Below are 19349 nucleotides of genomic sequence, written 5' to 3'. Positions count from 1 at the left end.
CACCGGCGCCGGTCGAGACTGCGCGCCGCACCGGCGCCGGTCGAGCTTGCGCGCCGCACCGGCGCCGCACCTGCTTCCCCCCGTCCCCGCTACGCCCCGAGCGGTTGGGCCTCGCGCAGCTCGAGCACGGGTGCGCGGGCGCACAGGCGCAGGTAGGCGCCGAGGTCGGCGAGCGCGTCGCCGTCCAGGGGCACGCCGTCGGTGAGTGCGGGCGAGGCGACGAGCACCGCGGCCCACTGGCCGCGCGACACCGCCACGTTGAGCCGGTGCCGGTCCAGCAGGAACCCGACGCCGCGCGGGATCTCCCGGGCCGACGACGCCGCGAGCGTCACGATCGCGACGGCGGCCTCCTGGCCCTGGAACTTGTCGACCGTGCCGACGCGCACGCCGGGCAGGCCGGCGTCGTCGAGCATCGCCCGCACGAGGGCGACCTGCGCGTTGTAGGCGGCGACGACCAGCACGTCGCGGGACTCGGTGGGGCGCGGCGCGCTCTCGCCGTCGGGCCGCCACGGCCGGCCGATGAGGTCGCGCACCAGCCGGACGACCTCGGCTGCCTCTTCCGTGGACGCCGAGCTGTTGCCACGGTGCGCGACCGGCCGCCGGTGCACGCCCGGCGCGAGGCCGTCCAGGTGCCGGACGTCGGTGACGTCGACCTCCGAGCGCAGCCGGCCTGCGTAGGCCAGGTCGGAGGCCGCGGCGCACAGCGCCGAGTGCATGCGCCACGAGCGGTCGAGGAAGTAGCCGTGCGTGGGCGGCATCACCGGCTCCCCACCGGTCACCCAGGCGAGCGCGGACTGGTCGACGGGCTCGTCGTGGTGGCCCTGGCTCACCTGCGGCAGCTGCTGCGGGTCGCCCAGCAGCAGGAGCCGCCGCGCAGACGTGGACGCGGCGAGCGTGTTCGCGAGCGAGAACTGCCCGGCCTCGTCGACGACGAGGAGGTCCAGCTCGCCGTCGGCGATCCGTGACCTGTTGGTGAAGTCCCACATCGTGCCGCCGATGACGCACCCGTCCGAGGCGTGCTGCGCGAGGAAGGTCGCGTGCGCGTCCGGCCCGAGCATCGTCCACGGCGGCGGGACGACGGCGGGGTCGGACAGGTCCGGCGTGGTGGCGGGCTTCTTGGCGACCTGGGCCGCGTCGAGCCCACCGGCGACCACCTGGTCGAGCAGGTTCTCCACCACGGCGTGCGACTGCGCGACGACGCCGACCCGCCAGCCCAGCTGCTGCACGAGCCGCGCGATGACCCGCGCGCCGACGTGCGTCTTGCCGCTGCCCGGCGGCCCCTGCACGGCCAGGTAGGAGCGGTCGAGCGCGGCGGTCGCCCGCGCGATCGCGGCGGCGCGGTCCTCCCCGAGCGGCGGCAGCGCGCCCCCGCCCGCCAGGCGCGGCGTGCGGCGTCGGAGCAGCTCGACCGCGGCGGTGTCCGACAGCGCCGGCGTGCCCGACGGCGTGGGGGCACCGGCGGGGAGCGCGTCCAGATCGCGGAGCGAGAGTCCCGCGGCCCGCGCGGCGACGTCGATGATCGCCGCGTGCGGGTTCTTCGTGGGCACGGGGGCGCCGGGCACGACGGCGACCGGGGTCGCGTCGACGCCGACACCCTCGGCGAACTCGGCCGGCGCCCGCTCGACGACCTCGAACACGGCGCGCGTGCCGTCGGGTGAGACCGAGACCTCGGCGAGGACCGCGTTCGTGGCGGCGTAGGCCGCGCCGGTGCCGATCCGCAGGCCCTCGGCGGCACCGGCGGGGTGCAGGCAGAAGACGTCGCGGCCGGCGTCGGGGGAGCTGGCCGGCCCGAGCGTGCCGGTCAGGCGCAGCCGCCGCCGGCGGTAGCGCCCGGCGGTCGACCACGGCTCGACCACCTCGACCGCCTCGGGCCCGTCGCCGACGCTGAGCACGTCGCGCGTCTCGGCCCACCAGTCGCGCGGCTGGGCGAGCCGCTCGAAGTGCTCGCGCCAGCCCGGAGCCTGCTCGCGCCGATGGTAGTCGACGGCCGCCGCGAGGAGGGCGAACGCCTGGTCGTCGTCGGAGCGGGGCGACTCGCCCGCGGCGGCGAGGAGCGCGCCCACGAGGCGCTGCTCGCCGGTGGGACGAAGGCCGATCTCGGGGCTCGCCGTCGGGCCGGGCGTGGCGGGCGACGCGGGCAGGTCGGCGGCCGGGCCGGGTGTGCCGACGGGCGCCGGGCCGCGCGCCGAAGACTCCGCGGTCGAGACGGGCTGCGACGTGACGCCGGCTCCGGCGCCGGCCAGCGAGCGCAGCCAGAGCAGCAGTCGGCGGGTGGAGACGCAGTCGTACCGGTTGTAGTCGGCGATCTCCGCCATGGCCGCGGCAAAGGCCTCCTCGGCGCCCGGCTCGCCCGCCCCGCGCGCGGCCGCGGCCTCGGCGTAGGCGATGACGGAGTCGCCGCCGGTCGTCACGCCGCCCGCGTCGCGCAGCTCGGCGCCCATGTAGAGGGGCTCGAGCGACTTGAGGCCGTAGGAGGGCTGCGAGACGACGACGGCGTTGCGCACCACCGGGTAGAGGTCCACGAGGACGCCCTCGCGCACGAGCGTGAGCACCTCTTCCAGCCCCGCGCCGTGCCGCTCGGCCAGCCGCTCGAGCGCGGTCTTCTCGTAGGACGCGTAGTGGTAGACGTGCATCCCGGGAAAGCGCGCGCGGCGCCGCTGCAGCCAGGCGAGGAAGTCGACGAGCGCCGCCTTCTCCTGCGCTCGGTCGTGTGCCCAGAACGCGACGTACCGCTCCTGCTCGCCCTCCTCGACGAGCCCGAACAGGTACTCCAGGCCACCCTCGAGCGCGCCGTGCGGCGCCCACATGGGGTCGCCCTCGAAGTCGAAGTAGACGTCGCCCGGGTCGGGCGCGGGCAGCGCGGCCAGGACGTGCCGGCCCTCCCGCTGGAGCACCTGGAACCGCACGACCGGCTCGAGCGCCGCGGACGCCGCGGGGTCGACGTCGGCGAGCGGCACGCCGTCGGGCGTCACGACCCGCGCGCCCGGACCGAGGGTCCAGCCGGCCGCCTCGACCGCGGCGATCCGCGCGCGCTGCCCGGCCTGCGCGGCCGCCTGGCGGACGAGCCGGTCCTGGACCAGCGGCGGGATCCGGGGCACCGGCGTGCGCAGGGCGCCGAGCTCGGCCACCGTGTGCACGCCGGCGGCGAACAGCCGCGTGCGGTGCACCGCCTTCATGCCGTGCACGAGCCGGACGTCGTCGGTCCGCTCCACCTCGGGCGTGCACGCCTCGCACCGCCCGCACGCGCGCCGACGTACGCCGAGACCGGCGGGCAGGAGCGCGAGCTCGGCAGGCTCGGCGTCGCCATCGCGCCACTCCTGCCACGAGACGGGACGCCCGAGCGCGACGTGGGCGTCGATGAGGCCCTCCACGAGCCGCCGCTCGCCGCGGTAGACCTCGAGGAGATCGGCGAGCAGGTGGTCGCTGCGCACGCCGTTGCCGTGGTGCAGCCACACCCGGTCGGTGATCGGCACGTCGAGGGCGAGGAGCTGGTCGGCGTACGCGGCAAGCTGGAGCAGGGCCGTGCCGCGCACCTTGGCGGTCAGCTTCGTGTCCACGACGGCGTAGCGCGGCCGGGGCGTCGAGCTCGCCTGGCGTTCGCCGCCGCCGTCGCCGTCCTTGACGAGGAAGTCGGCGCGTCCGTAGAACCGCCCGTCGAAGAACGTCGCCTGGAACACCACGTCGGCGCCGCCGCGCAGCGCTGCGATCGTCTGCTCCCGCGCGGTGGCGATCGTCGCCCGGAAGTCGCCCTCCGGCTCGATCGCCGCGACGCCGCGGGGGGTCACGCCGTCGTACGTCCCGTACTGCTCCTCGTAGGCGAGCCGCACGCGCGCCTCGTGCGCGTCGCCGAGGAGGGCGGCTCGGCGCAGCATCGGGTCGTCCACCTCGGGCAGTCGCTCGGCGCGCCCGAGCACGCCGTCGAGCGTGCGCAGCAGGCGGAACGGGCAGTCCGCGAGCGTCACGTCCGTGGGCGAGTAGACCACGGTGGGAGAGTCGGCGACGGCGTCGCGACCGGCGAGGATGAACACCTCTGCACGCTAACGCCGACCACCGACGTCCGGGCGTGGGCCCACCCGGCCGGGTGGCCGCGCGCAGGAGTTCGGCTCCCCGACACGTTGCGAGCGGCCCCAACGCGCCGTCAGGATGACCCGGTGACCTCCCCAGAGCCGGCGGCGGGGACGTCCCAGCCGTCCCCTCCCGCGTCGACCCCTGCCCCGTCGACGCCCCCCGCGCCGACCCCGGCCTCGCAGGAGACGGCCCCGCAGCCGCCCGCCCCCAATCTCCCCCCGCCGACCCCGACTCCGTCGGCCGAGGGCCTGCGGACGAGCGCGCGGGCCGCGGACATCCGGCGCTGGCGCGGCTACCTCGCCGACGAGCGCGCCGAGATGCAGATCTACACGGACCTCGCGTCCCGCCGCACGGGCGAGGAGCGGGCGATCCTCCTGGCGCTCGCCGAGGCCGAGAAGCGGCACGAGCAGCACTGGCTCCACCTCCTCGGCGAGCACGCCGGCGACCGGCAGCGGCTGCCCCTGCGCAGCCGGGTGCTCGGCTGGTTCGCGCGCCGGTTCGGGTCGGTCTTCGTGCTGGCGCTCGTGCAGCGCGCCGAGGCGCGGTCCACGTACGCCACCGAGCGCGACGCGACGCCGCAGATGGTGGCCGACGAGCGCATCCACGCCGAGGTGGTGCGCACGCTCGCGGCGCGCGGCCGCGCACAGATGTCGGGCTCGTTCCGGGCCGCGGTGTTCGGGATGAACGACGGCCTCGTGTCCAACCTCGCCCTCGTGCTCGGCATCGGCGCCACGGGCGTCTCCACCGGCGTGGTGCTCGCCACGGGGCTCGCCGGCCTGCTCGCGGGCGCGCTCTCCATGGGTGCGGGGGAGTTCGTGTCCGTGCGCAGCCAGCGGGAGCTGCTCGAGGCCTCGACCCCGGACCCCCTCTCGCGGACCGTCTACCCGCACCTCGACCTCGACCACAACGAGCTCGCGCTCGTCTATCGCGCCCGCGGAGAGTCGCCCGAGGACGCGCGCGTGCACGCCGAGCGCGCGATCACGAGCTACCGACCCGACTCGGTGCAGCCGCGCCACCTGCACACCGAGTTCGAGGAGATCGGCAGCGCCTGGTCGGCTGCGTTCTCCAGCTTCGGGCTCTTCGCGGCGGGCGCCGTCGTACCGGTGCTGCCCTACCTGTTCGGCCTGACCGGCCGCTCGGCCGTGCTCGTGGCGGCGATCCTCGTGGGGGTCGCGCTGCTCGTCACCGGTGCGATCGTCGGGGTGCTCTCGGGCGGTCCGCCGCTGCGCCGGGCGCTGCGCCAGCTCGCGATCGGCTGGGGCGCGGCGGCCGCCACCTATCTCCTCGGCCTCGCGTTCGGCACGCAGGTCGGCTGACGCACGCCCGCACCCCCGCCGAGGCGACCGCCGCGCGCGGTGCAAGGCCCGGCGGAGGTGCGACACAGACCCGGTATGAACCGGCCCGGCAGGAGAAGCCCCGGCACGAACGGCCCCGGCACCACGCGGTCGCTCGCCGTGCTCGCGATGCTGGGCACGGCCGCTCTGACCGGCTGTGCGACCAACGGCCCTGGCGGTGAGCCGGGATCGTCCTGCGCCGTCGTCGAGCCGGCCACGGACGTCACGCTCGACGGGCTCGGCGAGGCCGACGTCCTCGCCCTCGACGCCGTCACGAACTTCTCCCGCGTCGTGGTCTACGCCGACGGACGCGTCGCGATCATGGACGTCGAGGGCTGGGACGGCGAGCGGCCCGACGGCGAGCCCACCGCGAGCGCGGCCCTCACCGACGCACCACCGGCACCCGGGTTCACCGCGGTGCTCGCGGCCGGAACCCTGCGACCCGGCGCCGGGGCCGCCGAGATGGTGCCCGCGATGGCGTGGCCGTGGCCCGTGGTCCCGGACGTCCCCACGCTCTGGGCCGGGCAGCTCTCCCCGTGCGCCCTCGGTCTCCTGGCTGCCCAGGCCGCAGACCTCGCCCATCACGTCGGGGAGCTCGACGGCGATCTCGGCGTCTGGGCCACCACGGACCTCGCGACGACGATCCTCGACTACCGGGGCGAGCCCGCCGTCGTCGCCTCCGCCTACGGTCTGGACGTGGACGCGGACGGCGACCCGGCCTCGCGCTACAGCCAGCGCCAGCGTGACGCACGCGAGCTGATGCGGCAGATGCAGGACACCGTCGTCAGGTACACGAGCGGCGTGCGCGAGGTTCCCGTCACGCGGCTGGAGGTCTACTGGCCGACGGACGCGTGCAGCGCGGTCACCGACCCGGACGAGGTCGCGCAGCTGCTCTCCGGAACGGCCGCCGACGACCACGGCCTCCTCACCAGGGCTCTCGCCCCCGGCGTCGAGGCGTGCGACGGCACCACCTGAGCCGACTAGCGTGGGTCGGTGCGCCGCCTGCTCCTGGACACCCGACCGCTCCACGTCTCACCCGCCTACCGCCGCCTGTGGTGGGGCCTCGGCCTCGCGCAGATCGGCACGATGGTCACGCAGGTCGCGGTCAGCCTGGAGATCTACGAGCAGACGTCCTCGACGTTCGCGGTCGGCATCCTGGGCATCGCGGCCCTCGTCCCGCTCGTGGTGCTCGGCCTGTACGGCGGCGCGCTGGCCGACGCGTTCGACCGGCGCACCGTCGCCCTCGTGTCCGGCGTCGTGATGATCTCGGCCACCGTGGGGCTCGTCGTGCAGGCCGCGCTGCAGCTCGAGCAGCCCTGGGTGCTCTACCTGCTCGTCGCGATCCAGTCGGCCGGCTCGGCGGTCAACGTCCCCACCCGGATGTCGATCATCCCGCGGCTCGTCGGGCGCGACCTGCTGCCCGCCGCGAACGCGCTCGGCACCCTCACCGGCTCCCTCGGCCTCACGGTCGGCCCGCTGCTCGGGGCCGTGCTCGCCGCGTCGGTGGGCTACGCGGCGACCTACGCGCTCGACGTCGTGCTCTTCGGGTTCGCGCTCTACGCGCTGCTCCGCCTCCCGGCGATGCCGCCGGGCACGCCGATCGCGGCGGCGCCCGGGCTCCCTGCCGCGGGCCCGGGGTCGGACGACGTCGCCGCCGTGCTGCCGGCCGACCCCACGGCCGCCGACGGCGAGCCCGCCCCCCGCCGTCAGGCCGGCTTCGCGGCGGTGTGGGAGGGCCTGCAGTTCCTGCGCACGCGGCCGAACCTGCGCACGACCTTCGTGCTCGACATCATCGCCATGGTCACCGCCATGCCTCGCGTGATGTTCCCCGCGGTCGGCGCGGTGATCCTCGGCGGCGGCGAGACGACCACGGGCGGCCTCACGGCGGCCATCGCGATCGGGTCGGTGCTGGCGAGCGCGCTGTCCGGCGGCCTGGGCCGGGTGCGCCGCCAGGGCGTCGCGATCGTCGTGGCGATCGTGGCGTTCGGCGTGTGTGCGGTGGGGTTCGGCCTCTCACTCATGGCGGCCGGGCGGACCTCGCCGTCGTCGCTGCTCGTACCCGTCGCGATCGTCGCGGGCCTGTTCCTCGTCGGCGCGGGCGCCGCGGATGCGGTGAGCGCGGTGTTCCGCCAGACGGTGATGCAGTCGGCCACGCCGGACCACCTGCTGGGCCGCCTCCAGGGCGTGTTCATCGTGGTGGTCGCCGGCGGCCCGCGGCTCGGCGACCTCGTGCTCGGGTCGGCCGCGACCCGGTTCGGCGAGGCGTCGGCCGCCGTCGGCGGCGGGATCGTGTGCATCCTCGCGGTGCTCGCCGTCGCGTTCGGCCAGCGCGGCTTCCTGCGCTACGACGCGCGGCACCCGACGCCGTAGCGCACCCGGCATCGGCGGCTCGGCGGCGGCGCCGTCACGCACGTGCCCACCGCGCCGCGCCCTGGTGTCGGTGACTCCCGGCCGCGCGCGACGGGTTGCCCGGGGGCGGGAGTCACCGACGGTCTGGGACGCGTCGGGCGCTGGGCGGCAGCGCGGCTAGAGGTCGACCGAGCGGTTGGTCGCGACGTCGGGCTCCTCGCCCTTGACCATCGCGACGGCGTACTTGACCAGCGCCACCGGCTTCGGGTCGTCCATGGTCCAGTACTCGGCGGAGTCCGCGTCCACCTTGAGCAGCGCGACGGCCGGGTCCTCGCGGCCGCCCTCGAACCAGGCCTCCGCGTGCGGGTTCCACAGCTCGTCGATCTTCGCCTGGTCGCGCGAGACCGACGCGGTCCCGGCGATCGAGAGGTAGCTGTCGCCCGCGGTGATCGCGACGTTGACGTGCGGGTGCGCCTCGAGCTGGGCCGTCTTCGGGGAGGGCTCGGCGACGAGGAAGTACAGCGTGCCGTCGAAGTCCCGCTCGACGACGGCGAGGGGCCGGCTCAGCAGCTCGCCCTCGGGTCCGACGGTGGTGACGAACGCGGTCCGGGCCTTCTTGACGAGACCCGCGATGGTCTCCAGGTCCTCCTGAGATGCGGTCATGAGCGTGACGGTACGTCCAGGTCCCCGGGCGGGCCTCCCCCTTTCGGGTGGCCGAACGGGCACGGGGTCCGAGGCGACCTCAGGGGCCATCTCGCGAGCCGGCTCAGGGCCAACTCACAGGACGGCTCACAGGCCGAGGAGGCGCAGCAGCGCGGTCGCACCGGCGCCGAGCAGCACGCTCACCACGAGCGGTGCGCGCACGGCCGCCGCGCCGAGCGCCAGCCCCACGCCCACGGGACGTGCCCACCCGTCCGGTGCGGCGCCGTCGTACACCGCGGCCGAGGCGGTGACGGCGATGAGGAGCGCGACGACGCCCTGCTCGAGCAGCTGCTCGACCTGGGCGGCGCGGCCGAGCACGCGGCCGCCGAGCTCGACGCCGAGGCGGCGCGTCGCGTACGTGCCGAGCGCCAGGAGCAGGCCGGCGGCGACGACGGCGCTCACGCGAGGCCGCCGGGTGCGTCGCTCTGGGCAGGCCGCGAGCGGCCGGGCACGAGCACGACGGCGAGCGCCGCCAGGGCGAGCACCGGCGCCAGCCCGGCGGGCACGAGCGGCGTGGTCACCAGGGCGATGACCGCGGCGAGGACGGCGACGGCGAGCGTGCGGCCCGCGCGGATCGCCGGCACCGCGAGCGCGCCGAGCAGCGCGGGCAGCACGGCGTCCAGGCCCCACACGCGCGGGTCGGAGACGACGAGCCCGAGGCCCGCGCCCACCGCGGCGCCGACCGGCCAGCCGAGCGCGACGCCGATCCCGGCGACCCAGAACGTGGCGACCCGCCCGCGGTGGGCCGTGGGGACCGGCGCGGCTGCCGGCGCCGGCGAGGTGGCGAACGCGACGGTCTCGTCGTTCACGAGGTGCGCTCCGAGCGCCCGGCGCCACCCGCGCGGCAGCAGCGGCGAGACGGCCATGCCGTAGACGCTGTTGCGCAGGTTGACGAGGATGCCCGCCGCTGCCGCGAGCCACGGGCTGGCACCGGCGCCGACGAGGCCGACGAAGAGCAGCTCGGCCGAGCCCGCGAGCACGGTGAGCGCGAGCAGCAGCAGCTGCCAGGCGGCGAACCCGGCGCTGACGCCGGTCACGCCGTAGGTCACGCCGACCAGGGCGACGGCGAGCGACATGAGCAGGATCGGGCGACGCAGGTCGCGGGGCACGTCGTGCCACAGCGCCCGGATCGCTCGCAGTCCGTGGGCCATGCGGGGATCGTGCAGCGGTGACCGAACGTTCGTCAAGTCGAACGGACGGTCCGCTAGGGTGAACACATGAGCGGACCGACGTCGCCGAACGGAGCCGACCGTGAGGCTGCCCCGGACGTGCGCGCGCTCGTCGCTGCGGGCCTGCGCGCCGCGCGGACGCGCAGCGGCCTGAGCCTCTCGGAGGTCGCGCGCCGCGCCGGAGTGGCGAAGTCCACGCTCTCGGCGCTCGAGGCCGGTCAGGGCAATCCCGGCGTGGAGACCCTCTGGGCGCTCAGCGACGCGCTCGGCGTCCGGTTCTCGGAGCTCGTCGACCCACCACCCTCGCCCGTGCGACTCCTCCGGGCGGGCGAGGGTCCACGGGTCCCCGCGGGCGAGGCGACCTACGCCGCAACGCTGCTCGCCGCGTGCCCGCCGACGGCGCGACGCGACGCCTACCGCATCACGGCCGAGCCGGGCGTGCCGCGACGCTCGACGCCGCACGCGCGCGGGACGCAGGAGCACGTGGTGCTCGCGGCGGGTCGGGCGCTCGTGGGCCCGACGGACGAGCCGGTCGAGCTCGCCCCGGGGGACTACCTCGCCTACCCCGGCGACGTCGCGCACGTGTTCGAGGCGCTCGAGCCCGGCACGTGGGCGGTGCTGCTGTCCGAGCTGGGCTGAGCAGCGCTGGGCTGAGCAGCGCCCGGCGCCGACGCCGCCCGCTCACCAGCCGCGCGCGAGCCAGGCCGCGACGTCGGCCGCCTCCGCCCCGATGGTGGTGTCCTCGCCGTGCCCGGTGTGCACGGGGGTCTCGGGCGGCAGGACGAGCAGGCGCTCGCGGATCGACGCGACGATGCCCTCGAACGAGGAGTAGGGCCAGCGCGTCGCGCCCGGGCCGCCGTGGAAGAGGGTGTCGCCGGTCATCACGGCGAGCGGCCGGGCCGCCCCGCGCTGCTCCTCGCCGTCACCCTCGCCACCCTCCGGCCACGCGACCACGACGCACGAGCCGGGGGTGTGCCCCGGCGTGTGCCGCACCTCGACCTCGCCCCCGGCGACGGCGAGCCGCAGGCCATCAGTGAGCTCGCCGTCGGGCGCGTCCACGAGCGACTCGTGCCAGAGGGTGCGGTCGGCCGCGTGCAGGAGGACGGGCGCGTGCGTGCGGGCGCGCAGCCGCGGCGCCGCGCCGACGTGGTCCCAGTGCCCGTGCGTCACGAGGGTGGCCACGACGCGCCGGTCACCGACCGCGTCGGCGATCGCGTCGCCGTCGTGCGCCGCGTCCACGACGACGACCTCCGCGTCGTCCCCGACGAGCCACACGTTGTTCGTGAAGTCCGTGCGGCCCGGGGCCGGCACGACGAGCCGCTCGATGCGCATCGCCCCACTGTGCCGCGCGGGGCCGCCCCGCGTCACCCTCGCCGGCCCGAGCGGCCCGTGCGGCCCGAGCGGCCCCTCGGGCCCGTCCCGCCGAGCGCGTTGCCCACCCACGCCACCAGCAACGCCATGGCGAAGAACGCGACGGCCACGAGCAGGCTGCCCACCACCACGGGTGCCTACCCGCCGTCGCGCGGGTCGAGGAACGGGTAGGGGTACCAGTCCACGATCGGACCGCGCACGAGGGTGTAGGCGAGGTAGGCGAGGGGCACGAGCATCCACGCCACCACGCGGCGCGGCGTGGTGCGCGTGCGCGGCGGGTCCAGCAGCCAGTCGGCGACCATGCGGATGGGCACGACGACGTGCAGCACCGTGTTCGGGAACCCCTCGGTCTGCACGTCCACACCGCGCAGCATCGTGTTGTAGACGATCCCGGTGAGTCCGAGGAAGGTCACGGCGGCGCCGCGGACGACGTCGGGCACGGGTGCCACGAGCGCCCACGCGCACACCACGGCGCCGAGCAGGTTCGAGAGCACCGTGAAGTAGGAGTAGTGGTTCGCGGGGGAGAACGCGTCCCCGAGCGACGTCACGAGGTACGTCTCCGCCGCCACCACGAGGGCCACGACGGCGATCCGCACCACCGCGCTCGCGCGCAGTTGCGCGGGGGTCACGCCTGCTCCAGCACGGCCTGCGCCGCGTTGTGCCCGCCGAGCCCCGACACCGCGCCGCCGCGCACCGCACCGGACCCGCACAGCAGGATCCGATCGTGCGCCGTCGCGACGCCCCAGCGCTGCGCGGGGGAGAGCTCGCCGTCGGGCGCCGCGTCCTCGCGCCACGGCCAGGCGAGCGGCCCGTGGAAGATGTGTCCGCCGGGCATGCCGACGGAGCGCTCGACGTCGAGCGTGGTGCGCACCTCGACGCAGGGGTTGCCGTGGGCGTCGTGCGCGACGACGTCGAGCACCGGCTCGGCGAGGACGGAGTCCAGGGCTCGCAGGACCGCGTCCCGCAGCGCCTCGCGGAGCGCGTCGTTGCCGTGCGCCGCGACGAGCCGGTGCGGTGTGTGCAGGCCGAACACGGTGAGGGTCTGCGCGCCGGACGCCGCGAGCTCCGGCCCGAGGATCGAGCGGTCGCTCAGGGTGTGGCAGTAGATCTCGCAGGGCAGCGGGTCGGGCACGGCGCCACCCGCCGCGCGCGCGAACGCGGCGGTCAGCTCGCTCGCGAGCTCGTGCACGTGGAACGTGCCGGCGAAGGCGGCGGCGGGGTCGACGCTCGTGTCCCGCAGGCGCGGCAGCTGGTCCAGGACGAGGTTCACCTTGACCTGCGCGCCCTCCGGGGCGGTCGCCGGTGCCGGGTCGGTGCCGGCGTCCTCTGCCAGCAGGCGGTCCAGCACGGCCGGGGCGAGGCCCGCGAGCACGACGGCGCCGCTCACCTCGTGCGTGCGGCCCGCCCGGGTGAAGCGCACCTCGCCCGCGGGGCTGACCGCGACGACCTCGGCGCCGGTGAGCAGCTCGGCGCCCGCGCTGCTCGCGGCGCGGGCGAGGGCGCCGGAGACCGTGCCCATGCCGCCGACCGGGACGTCCCAGTCGCCAGTGCCGCCGCCGATCACGTGGTAGAGGTAGCACCGGTTCTGCGCGAGGGAGCGCTCGTGGAGGTCGGCAAACGTGCCGATGAGGGCGTCGGTCGCGACGACGCCGCGGACCAGGTCGGACGCGAAGCGGCGGTCCAGGGCCTCGCCGAGCGGGCGCTCGACGAGGTCGCGCCAGAGCGCCTCGGCTCCGGCGTCGGCTCCGGGTTCGGCGTCGGCTTCCGTGCGTGCGAGGGCGCCGGCCTCGGCGAGGAACCGCTCGCGCACCTCGGTCCGGGTGGGCAGCGGCTGGATGAGGGTCGGTGCCAGCGCCCGGGCGAGTGCCGCGGTGCCCGCGTACCAGCGCGACCAGGGTTCGGCGTCGTGCTCCGCGCCCACGCGCGCGAACGCCGCCCGGTGGGCGACGGCGTCGGCGGCGGAGTCGACGAGCAGGCCGCGGGCGGGGTCGTGCGGGTCGGGCGTGTAGGAGGAGAAGCGGCGCCGGACGAGGGTGAGGTCGAGGTCGAGGTCGAGGTCCCGGGCGATCGCCCGGGGCAGCAGGCTGACGAGGTAGGAGTAGCGCGAGAGGTGCGCGTCCACGCCGTCGAACGGTCGCTCGGACACGGCGGCGCCACCGAGGTGGTCGGCGCGCTCCAGCAGGAGGACGCGCCGACCGGCCCGCGCGAGGTAGGCCGCGGCGGTGAGGGCGTTGTGGCCGCCGCCGAGGACGACGACGTCGTAGCGCTGCACGACCCGAGCGTAGGGCGCCGCCGTCCGGAGGGCGGGCGCTCGAGCCGCCGCGCGGCTCAGGTGGCTCAGGCGGCCGTGGCAGCCAGCACGTAGCGGGCGGCGTCGGCCGCGGCCTGCGGCGTGAGGCGGTGCGTGGTGCGCACCGCCGTCTGCGCGCCGGGCGCGTCGCCGACGAGGTCGCCGTCGGTGTGCACCTCGACGCCCCAGGAGCGGGGCTGGTCGGCGGGACGGCCAGGGCCGTCGTCGACCACGAGGAAGACACGGCGGCCGTCGTCGAGGAACGCGATCGGCACGGGCCGGCTCGCGGTGAGGGTGGTCTCGCCGGCGAGCTCGCCGGCCAGGAGGCTGCGGACGGTCTCGGTGACGGCGAGCACGGCGGTGGCCTCGTCGGTCATGCCGGTGCGGTCGATCGGTCGGAAGGTCGGGATGGTGGTCATGGGTACTGCTCCTTGCGTGCATGCGGCCCGGTCGTCGGGTTCCGAGGAACGCAGCGGGTGCGCGCTCACGACGGCGCAGCTCGCCCAGGTGGGCGGCGCACCGTGCCGGTGACGTCCGGGAGGGGGCACGGCGACGATCCGTCGTCGCCACGCTCCCCGTGGGTGCCGGGCGGGTGCCCGGTCGACTCGTCCGGCCGGTGTGACCACGGCCGTGGACGAGCCGCCCACGTTACGTCATAACGCCGACAAGGGCCAACGCATTCCCGGTGAGGTGGGACGAGTCACGACGGCGAGGGGCCGCCGTCCGGGTGGACGGCGGCCCCTCGGGGGTGCTGCGAGCGCGGCGGGCGTCAGGCCATGTGCGCGGCGACTCAGTCGTTCGCGGGCGCGGCCTCGACGGCCTCGGCCTGGACGACGCCTCCGTCGCTCTGGCCGTGCTGCACCTCGATGCGACGCGGCTTCGCCTCCTGCGCCACCGGGATGGTGAGCGTGAGCACGCCGTCGTGGTAGGTCGCGCTGATCGCGTCGAGCGCGAGACCGCGGCCGACGGTGAGCTGGCGCGCGTAGGTGCCGGTCGGGCGCTCCTTGGCGAGCCACTGCACGTCGTTCGCCTCGGGGGCCGTGCGCTGCGCCCGGATGCTCAGCGTGCGGTCCTCGACGTTGACGTCGATCGTGCCCGGGTCCGCCCCGGGGATGTCGACCGTGAGCACGTAGTGGTCGCCGGACCGGTACAGGTCCATCGGCATCTGCGCGGCGGCGCGGTCGGCGTTGAGCATCTGTCCGACGAAGCGGTCGAGCTCGCGGAACGGGTCGTAGGTCTTGGCCATCTGTCGCTCCTCGTGACGGTGGGACTGCCCCGTGCGGTCCCGCTGACGTCATTGCTAGCACTCGGTAGCGGTGAGTGCCAAGAGAGTTGAGTCGGGTTCACTCAAGGCGAACGACGGGCGGCATCGACGCAGGTCAGGGCGCCATCGGGCGGCCGGTCCGGACGGACCCGGCCCGGTCAGGGCACCGACGCGGGCGACGCCGGCTCGTCGTGCGTCCCGCGCCACCGGGCCACGGACCGCATGAGGTGGTACACCGCGAGCGCCGAGAACGTGCCGAGCGCGATGCCCTCGAACGTGAGCTGCCCCGCGCTCCACGTGAAGTTGGCGATCCCGACGACCAGGGCGATCGCTGCCGTCGTGAGGTTGACCGGATCGGCGAAGTTGACCTTGTTCTGGACCCAGATCCGGGCGCCGAGCACGCCGATCATGCCGTAGAGCACCGTGCCGGCCCCGCCCAGCACCCCGACCGGGATCGTCGCGATGAGCGCGCCGAACTTGGGCGACAGCGACAGCAGGAACGCGGTCACCGCCGCGACGTAGTACGCGGCCGTCGAGTACACCCGCGTGGCCGCCATGACGCCGATGTTCTCGGCGTACGTCGTGGTGCCGGACCCACCGCCGAGGCCCGCGAGGACCGTGGCGAACCCGTCCGCGAAGAGCGCGCGCCCTGCCATGGGGTCGAGGTTGTCGCCCGTCATGGCCGCGACGGACTTGAGGTGGCCGATGTTCTCGGCGATGAGCACGAGCACCACCGGCACGAACAGGCCGAGGACGGCCACGCTGAACGTCGGCGTCGTGAAGTGCGGCAGCCCGACCCAGGCCGCGGCGCGCACCTCGTCGAACACGACCTCGCCGCGCACCAGCGCGACCGCGTAGCCCACGAGCACGCCGAGCAGGATCGACAGTCGGCCGAGGATGCCCCGGAACAGCACGGTCACGAGCACGACGGCGAGGATGGTCACCAGCGCCGTGACCGGCGCCACCTTGACGTTGTTCCACGCCGCGGGCGCGAGGTTGAGCCCGATCACCGCGACGATCGTGCCGGTCACGATCGGCGGCATGAGCACGTCGATCCAGCCGTGCCCGGCCCAGCTCACCACGAGGCCGACGACGGCGAGCACCGCTCCCGCGACCACCACGCCGCCCAGCGCGCTCGCCATCCCGCCGCTCTGGCTGGCGGCCGCGATCGGCGCGATGAAGGCGAACGACGAGCCGAGGTAGCTCGGCACCCGCCCCCGGGTGATGAGCAGGAACAGGAAGGTCCCGATGCCGGAGAAGAACAGCGTCGTCGCGGGCGGCAGGCCCGTGATCAGCGGGACGAGGAACGTCGCGCCGAACATCGCGACGACGTGCTGCATCCCGATGCCGATGGTGCGCGGCCAGCTCAGCCGCTCGCCGGGGCTGACGACGGTGCCCGAGGCCACCGTGCGTCCGTCGCCGTGCACCCGCCAGCGGAAGGGGTGGTTCGCGGTGGCGTCGGTGGAGGGGCCGGTGGTCGGGCGTGCGGGCATGCGGCATCCAGGGGGGTGACGGGGGGTCGGCAGGGTCGAGCACACCCTAGTGAGGCCGCCGGCCCGACGTCGCGGGAACGCCGCACGGCCCCGGGGCGAGGAGCTCCGGGGCCGTGCGGGTCGTGCGGGTGGTGCGGGTCGTGCGGGGGGTGCGATGGTGGGCGTCAGCTCGACGGCGGGCCCCACGGCTGCGTCGGCGGCTTGGGCTCGCCGTCGGGCTCCGTGGGCGTGGGCTCGCCGTCGGGCTCGCCGGACGTGGGCTCGCCGTCGGGCGCAGCGGGCGTGGTCGGCGCGGTGGGCTCAGCCGGACGGTCCCAGGGCTGGCTCGGCTGCGCCTGCGGCTCGCTCGGCGCGGGGGGCGCGGCGGGACGGTCCCAGGGCTGGCTCGGCTGCGCCTGCGGCGCGGCCGACTCGCTCGGCGCGGTGGGCGCGACGGGCTGCGCAGGCGCCTGCGGCTGCGCCCACGGCGCCGCCTCCGGGCTCGTCGGCGCGCCGGGCACCGCCGGCACGACGCCCGCCCCACCGGCGGCCCCGCCACCGGCGCCCGCGTACGCCCCCGCGTAGGCGGCGGCCGCGTCCGGGCCGCCGTTCTTGCGGTTGCGCAGCACGAACCACACCACCAGCGCGACCACCACGAGGAATGCGAGCAGCACGACGACGATCCAGATCGGGAAGCCACCCGCGGACCCGCCGGCCTCCGCCGTCGCGGTGAGCGCCTCGGTGTAGCTCGTGAGGTCCCACGTCGCGGTGTTGCCGTCGATGTCGGCGCCGGGAGCCTCGAGGACCTTGCCCGGGAAGGTCACCACGATGGTGCCCTCGTCCAGCAGGGTCGCGGGGTCGGCGCCCAGGTCGGTGCCGCTGGAGTCGAGGTCGCCGAGGGTGGAGGTGAAGCTCGGCATCGAGAACGTGATGGTGTCGTCGTCGTCGTTCTTGGTGAACGTGAACGACTGGCCCTCGTCGGTGCCCTGGAACTCGCTCGCGGGCACGTCGTCCATCACTACGCGCATCCCGACGTACTCGCCGTCGTCGATCTGCTCGACGGTGACGCCCTCGGGCGCGTCGTCGGTGCCGGAGGTCATCTGCTGGAGGAAGTCGTCCTTCGACATCCCCATCGTCTCCAGCGCGCTGGTCTGCATCGCGATCTCGAGCGTGCCGGTGACCTCGAGGTCGCCGTTCACGGTGAGGTCGGCGTTGTACTTCATGCAGCCCGCGAGCATCGCCACGGCGGCGATCACGACGGCGAGCCGCGGCACCCGGGACAGGATGCGGCGGGAGCGGGAACGGGGGGATCGGTGCGCGGGTGGGGAAGTCGGGCGGGAGGTGGCGGCACGGGTCAGGGTCGGCACGGGGACTCCTCGGAGGGGGACCAGCAGAACGGAGCAGCATAAGGGACGCTACTGGTCCCGGAGCCCTAGGGTGGGCGCCATGACCTCTCCGATCGACCCCACCACCACTGCGGCCTGGGCGGAGCTGGACGCCCTGCGCACCGCCTTCACCCCGGACCTGCGCGCCTGGTTCGACGGCGACCCGGGCCGGGTCGGCCGGTTCTCGCTGCCGCTGGCGGACCTGCACGTGGACCTGTCGAAGAACCTCGTGACGGACGAGGTCCTCGCCGCGCTCGTGCGCCTGGCCGAGCAGACCGGCGTCGCCGACCGCTTCGCCGCGATGCTCGCCGGCCAGCACATCAACACCACCGAGGACCGCGCCGTCCTGCACACCGCGCTGCGCCGCCCCGCGGGTGCGACCCCGCCGCTCGAGGTCGACGGCCAGGACGTCGACGCGGACGTGCAGGCCGTCCTCGACCGGATGTCCGCGTTCGCCGAACGGGTCCGCTCGGGCGAGTGGGTGGGCGTCACGGGGCAGCGCGTCACGCACGTGGTGAACATCGGCATCGGCGGCAGCGACCTCGGCCCCGTCATGGCCTACGAGGCGCTCAAGCCCTACGCCGACGCGGGCATCGAGGCGCGGTTCGTCTCCAACATCGACCCGACCGACCTCGCGCAGAAGGTCTCGGGGCTCAACGCCGAGACCACCCTTTTCATCGTTGCGTCGAAGACGTTCACCACGCTGGAGACCCTCACGAACGCGCGGCTCGCGCGCGACTGGCTGTGGGAGAAGCTCGGCGCGGCGGGCGCGATCGGGACGTCCGAGGAGGACCGGAGCAACGCCGTCGCGCACCACTTCATCGCGGTCTCGACGGCGCTGGACAAGGTCGCGGCGTTCGGGATCGACCCGGCGAACGCGTTCGGGTTCTGGGACTGGGTGGGCGGGCGCTACTCTGTGGGCTCCGCGATCGGCACGAGCCTGGCGATCGCGCTCGGCCCGCAGGTCTTCCGCGACCTGCTCGCGGGCTTCCACGCCGTCGACGAGCACGTGCGCACCACGCCGCTCGCGCAGAACGTGCCGGTCCTCATGGGCCTGCTCAACGTCTGGTACGTCAACTTCCTCGGCTCGCAGACGCACGCCGTGCTGCCGTACGCGCAGCAGCTGCACCGCTTCCCGGCCTACCTCCAGCAGCTCACGATGGAGTCGAACGGCAAGTCCGTGCGCTGGGACGGCTCGCCGGTCTCGACCGACACCGGTGAGGTGTTCTGGGGCGAGCCCGGCACGAACGGCCAGCACGCCTTCTACCAGCTCATCCATCAGGGCACGCGGCTCATCCCGGCGGACTTCATCGCCGTCGTGAACCCCGCCTACCCCCTGCGCGACGGCGAGCAGGACGTCCACGCCCTCTTCCTCGCCAACTTCCTCGCGCAGACCAAGGCGCTCGCGTTCGGCAAGACGGCCGAGGAGGTCGAGGCCGAGGGCACGACGGGCGCGCTCGTCGCGGCGCGGACCTTCGCGGGCAACCGCCCCACGACGTCGATCTTCGCGCCGGCGCTCACGCCGTCGGTGCTGGGCCAGCTCATCGCGCTGTACGAGCACATCACGTTCACGCAGGGCGTGGTCTGGGGGATCAACTCCTTCGACCAGTGGGGCGTGGAGCTGGGCAAGAAGCTCGCCCTGGAGATCGCGCCCGCGATCGAGGGCGACGACGCCGCGCTCGCCGCGCAGGACGCCTCCACCCAGGCGCTCATCGCCTACTACCGCGAGCACCGCGTGTAGTCACGCGAGCCGCGCGCTCAGACAGCGAACGACGGCGCGAGAACGGCCCTCCGCGACCAGAACGGCCCGCTGGGGGCCGTCCTCGTCGCCTCGGGCCGTTCTCGCGCCGTCGTGCGTCGTGCGGGTGGTGCGCTGCGCCGTCGTCCTGGTGAGGGTGGCGGCGCAGGTGGTGCGGGTGCGACTCGGTCGCGCTCGGCTCGGGCG

Annotated in this window: 17 protein-coding genes; 5 read left to right on the top strand and 12 right to left on the bottom strand. The window is 75.2% G+C overall.

What is annotated here, in order from left to right; translation table 11 throughout:
- Positions 1-89: 89 nt before the first annotated feature.
- Positions 90-4028 carry a TM0106 family RecB-like putative nuclease gene (locus tag FH969_RS07955; protein WP_139986832.1) on the bottom strand — a complete coding sequence of 1313 codons (3939 nt, stop codon included), beginning with the start codon at positions 4026-4028 and terminating at the stop codon, positions 90-92.
- A gap of 288 nt (positions 4029-4316) precedes the next feature.
- On the opposite strand from FH969_RS07955, the gene FH969_RS07950 reads away from it, so the two are divergent.
- The 3 genes from FH969_RS07950 (at position 4317) to FH969_RS07940 (ending at position 7772) form a co-directional block, all read left to right on the top strand.
- The gene (locus FH969_RS07950; protein ID WP_246071776.1) at positions 4317-5384 is read left to right on the top strand and encodes a VIT1/CCC1 transporter family protein; all 1068 of its coding nucleotides are present in this window, start codon (positions 4317-4319) and stop codon (positions 5382-5384) included.
- Positions 5385-5459: 75 nt separating this feature from the next.
- Entirely contained in the window at positions 5460-6377 is a 918-nt protein-coding gene (locus FH969_RS07945) for a hypothetical protein (protein WP_139986830.1), read from the top strand.
- Positions 6378-6395: 18 nt separating this feature from the next.
- Positions 6396-7772 carry an MFS transporter gene (locus FH969_RS07940; RefSeq protein WP_139986828.1) on the top strand — a complete coding sequence of 459 codons (1377 nt, stop codon included), beginning with the start codon at positions 6396-6398 and terminating at the stop codon, positions 7770-7772.
- 156 nt (positions 7773-7928) lie between these two features.
- On the opposite strand, the gene FH969_RS07935 is transcribed toward FH969_RS07940, so the two are convergent.
- The 3 genes from FH969_RS07935 to FH969_RS07925 form a co-directional block, all read right to left on the bottom strand.
- Complete coding sequence (locus tag FH969_RS07935; protein ID WP_108718524.1) at positions 7929-8414, bottom strand: pyridoxamine 5'-phosphate oxidase family protein; 486 nt, start codon at positions 8412-8414, stop codon at positions 7929-7931.
- A gap of 126 nt (positions 8415-8540) precedes the next feature.
- Positions 8541-8855, bottom strand: coding sequence for an AzlD domain-containing protein (locus tag FH969_RS07930; RefSeq protein WP_108718523.1), 315 nt, complete (start codon positions 8853-8855; stop codon positions 8541-8543).
- The gene (locus FH969_RS07925; protein WP_139986826.1) at positions 8852-9604 is read right to left on the bottom strand and encodes an AzlC family ABC transporter permease; all 753 of its coding nucleotides are present in this window, start codon (positions 9602-9604) and stop codon (positions 8852-8854) included. Before FH969_RS07925 ends, FH969_RS07930 begins: the two co-directional genes overlap by 4 nt.
- A gap of 66 nt (positions 9605-9670) precedes the next feature.
- On the opposite strand from FH969_RS07925, the gene FH969_RS07920 reads away from it, so the two are divergent.
- Complete coding sequence (locus FH969_RS07920) at positions 9671-10261, top strand: helix-turn-helix domain-containing protein (RefSeq protein ID WP_108718521.1); 591 nt, start codon at positions 9671-9673, stop codon at positions 10259-10261.
- Positions 10262-10303: 42 nt separating this feature from the next.
- Here FH969_RS07920 and FH969_RS07915 read toward each other — a convergent pair whose 3' ends face one another.
- From FH969_RS07915 to FH969_RS07885, 8 genes are all read right to left on the bottom strand, one after another.
- A complete protein-coding gene (locus tag FH969_RS07915) occupies positions 10304-10954 on the bottom strand; it encodes an MBL fold metallo-hydrolase (RefSeq protein WP_139986824.1) in 651 nt (216 codons plus the stop codon).
- A gap of 32 nt (positions 10955-10986) precedes the next feature.
- A complete protein-coding gene (locus FH969_RS15970; RefSeq protein WP_281285354.1) occupies positions 10987-11121 on the bottom strand; it encodes a hypothetical protein in 135 nt (44 codons plus the stop codon).
- Between the two features lie 9 nt (positions 11122-11130).
- Positions 11131-11622 carry a Pr6Pr family membrane protein gene (locus tag FH969_RS07910; RefSeq protein ID WP_139986822.1) on the bottom strand — a complete coding sequence of 164 codons (492 nt, stop codon included), beginning with the start codon at positions 11620-11622 and terminating at the stop codon, positions 11131-11133.
- On the bottom strand, positions 11619-13265 hold the full coding sequence (locus FH969_RS07905; protein WP_139986820.1) for a phytoene desaturase family protein: 1647 nt from the start codon (positions 13263-13265) through the stop codon (positions 11619-11621). The genes FH969_RS07910 and FH969_RS07905 overlap by 4 nt, the downstream gene beginning before the upstream one ends.
- Before the next feature lie 65 nt (positions 13266-13330).
- Positions 13331-13702 carry a hypothetical protein gene (locus FH969_RS15715; protein WP_139986818.1) on the bottom strand — a complete coding sequence of 124 codons (372 nt, stop codon included), beginning with the start codon at positions 13700-13702 and terminating at the stop codon, positions 13331-13333.
- A gap of 371 nt (positions 13703-14073) precedes the next feature.
- A complete protein-coding gene (locus FH969_RS07895) occupies positions 14074-14529 on the bottom strand; it encodes an Hsp20/alpha crystallin family protein (RefSeq protein WP_139986816.1) in 456 nt (151 codons plus the stop codon).
- Positions 14530-14705: 176 nt separating this feature from the next.
- Positions 14706-16040, bottom strand: a complete 1335-nt coding sequence (locus tag FH969_RS07890) for a uracil-xanthine permease family protein (RefSeq protein ID WP_139986814.1) — start codon at positions 16038-16040, stop codon at positions 14706-14708.
- Positions 16041-16204: 164 nt separating this feature from the next.
- Positions 16205-17293: an LppM family (lipo)protein gene (locus tag FH969_RS07885; protein ID WP_108718514.1), complete on the bottom strand. Its 1089-nt coding sequence runs from the start codon at positions 17291-17293 to the stop codon at positions 16205-16207.
- Between the two features lie 172 nt (positions 17294-17465).
- Between FH969_RS07885 and pgi the strand changes: the two genes are divergently transcribed.
- Complete coding sequence (gene pgi / locus FH969_RS07880; RefSeq protein WP_108720072.1) at positions 17466-19145, top strand: glucose-6-phosphate isomerase; 1680 nt, start codon at positions 17466-17468, stop codon at positions 19143-19145.
- The last annotated feature ends 204 nt before the right edge of the window (positions 19146-19349 follow it).

The organism is Miniimonas arenae (genome assembly GCF_006351005.1).
Taxonomy (GTDB): domain Bacteria; phylum Actinomycetota; class Actinomycetes; order Actinomycetales; family Beutenbergiaceae; genus Miniimonas; species Miniimonas arenae.
The sequence above is the reverse complement of the archived record's forward strand: the minus strand, read 5'-3'. Positions and strand labels throughout refer to the sequence as shown.

What these genes read in the sequence shown, in the direction of transcription:
- FH969_RS07945 (WP_139986830.1), top strand. Translation starts at nt 5,460, where the DNA reads ATGAACCGGCCCGGCAGGAGAAGCCCCGGCACGAACGGCCCCGGCACC.
- FH969_RS07935 (WP_108718524.1), bottom strand. Translation starts at nt 8,414, where the DNA reads ATGACCGCATCTCAGGAGGACCTGGAGACCATCGCGGGTCTCGTCAAG.
- FH969_RS07925 (WP_139986826.1), bottom strand. Translation starts at nt 9,604, where the DNA reads ATGGCCCACGGACTGCGAGCGATCCGGGCGCTGTGGCACGACGTGCCC.
- FH969_RS07920 (WP_108718521.1), top strand. Translation starts at nt 9,671, where the DNA reads ATGAGCGGACCGACGTCGCCGAACGGAGCCGACCGTGAGGCTGCCCCG.
- FH969_RS07915 (WP_139986824.1), bottom strand. Translation starts at nt 10,954, where the DNA reads ATGCGCATCGAGCGGCTCGTCGTGCCGGCCCCGGGCCGCACGGACTTC.
- FH969_RS15715 (WP_139986818.1), bottom strand. Translation starts at nt 13,702, where the DNA reads ATGACCACCATCCCGACCTTCCGACCGATCGACCGCACCGGCATGACC.
- FH969_RS07895 (WP_139986816.1), bottom strand. Translation starts at nt 14,529, where the DNA reads ATGGCCAAGACCTACGACCCGTTCCGCGAGCTCGACCGCTTCGTCGGA.
- FH969_RS07890 (WP_139986814.1), bottom strand. Translation starts at nt 16,040, where the DNA reads ATGCCCGCACGCCCGACCACCGGCCCCTCCACCGACGCCACCGCGAAC.
- pgi (WP_108720072.1), top strand. Translation starts at nt 17,466, where the DNA reads ATGACCTCTCCGATCGACCCCACCACCACTGCGGCCTGGGCGGAGCTG.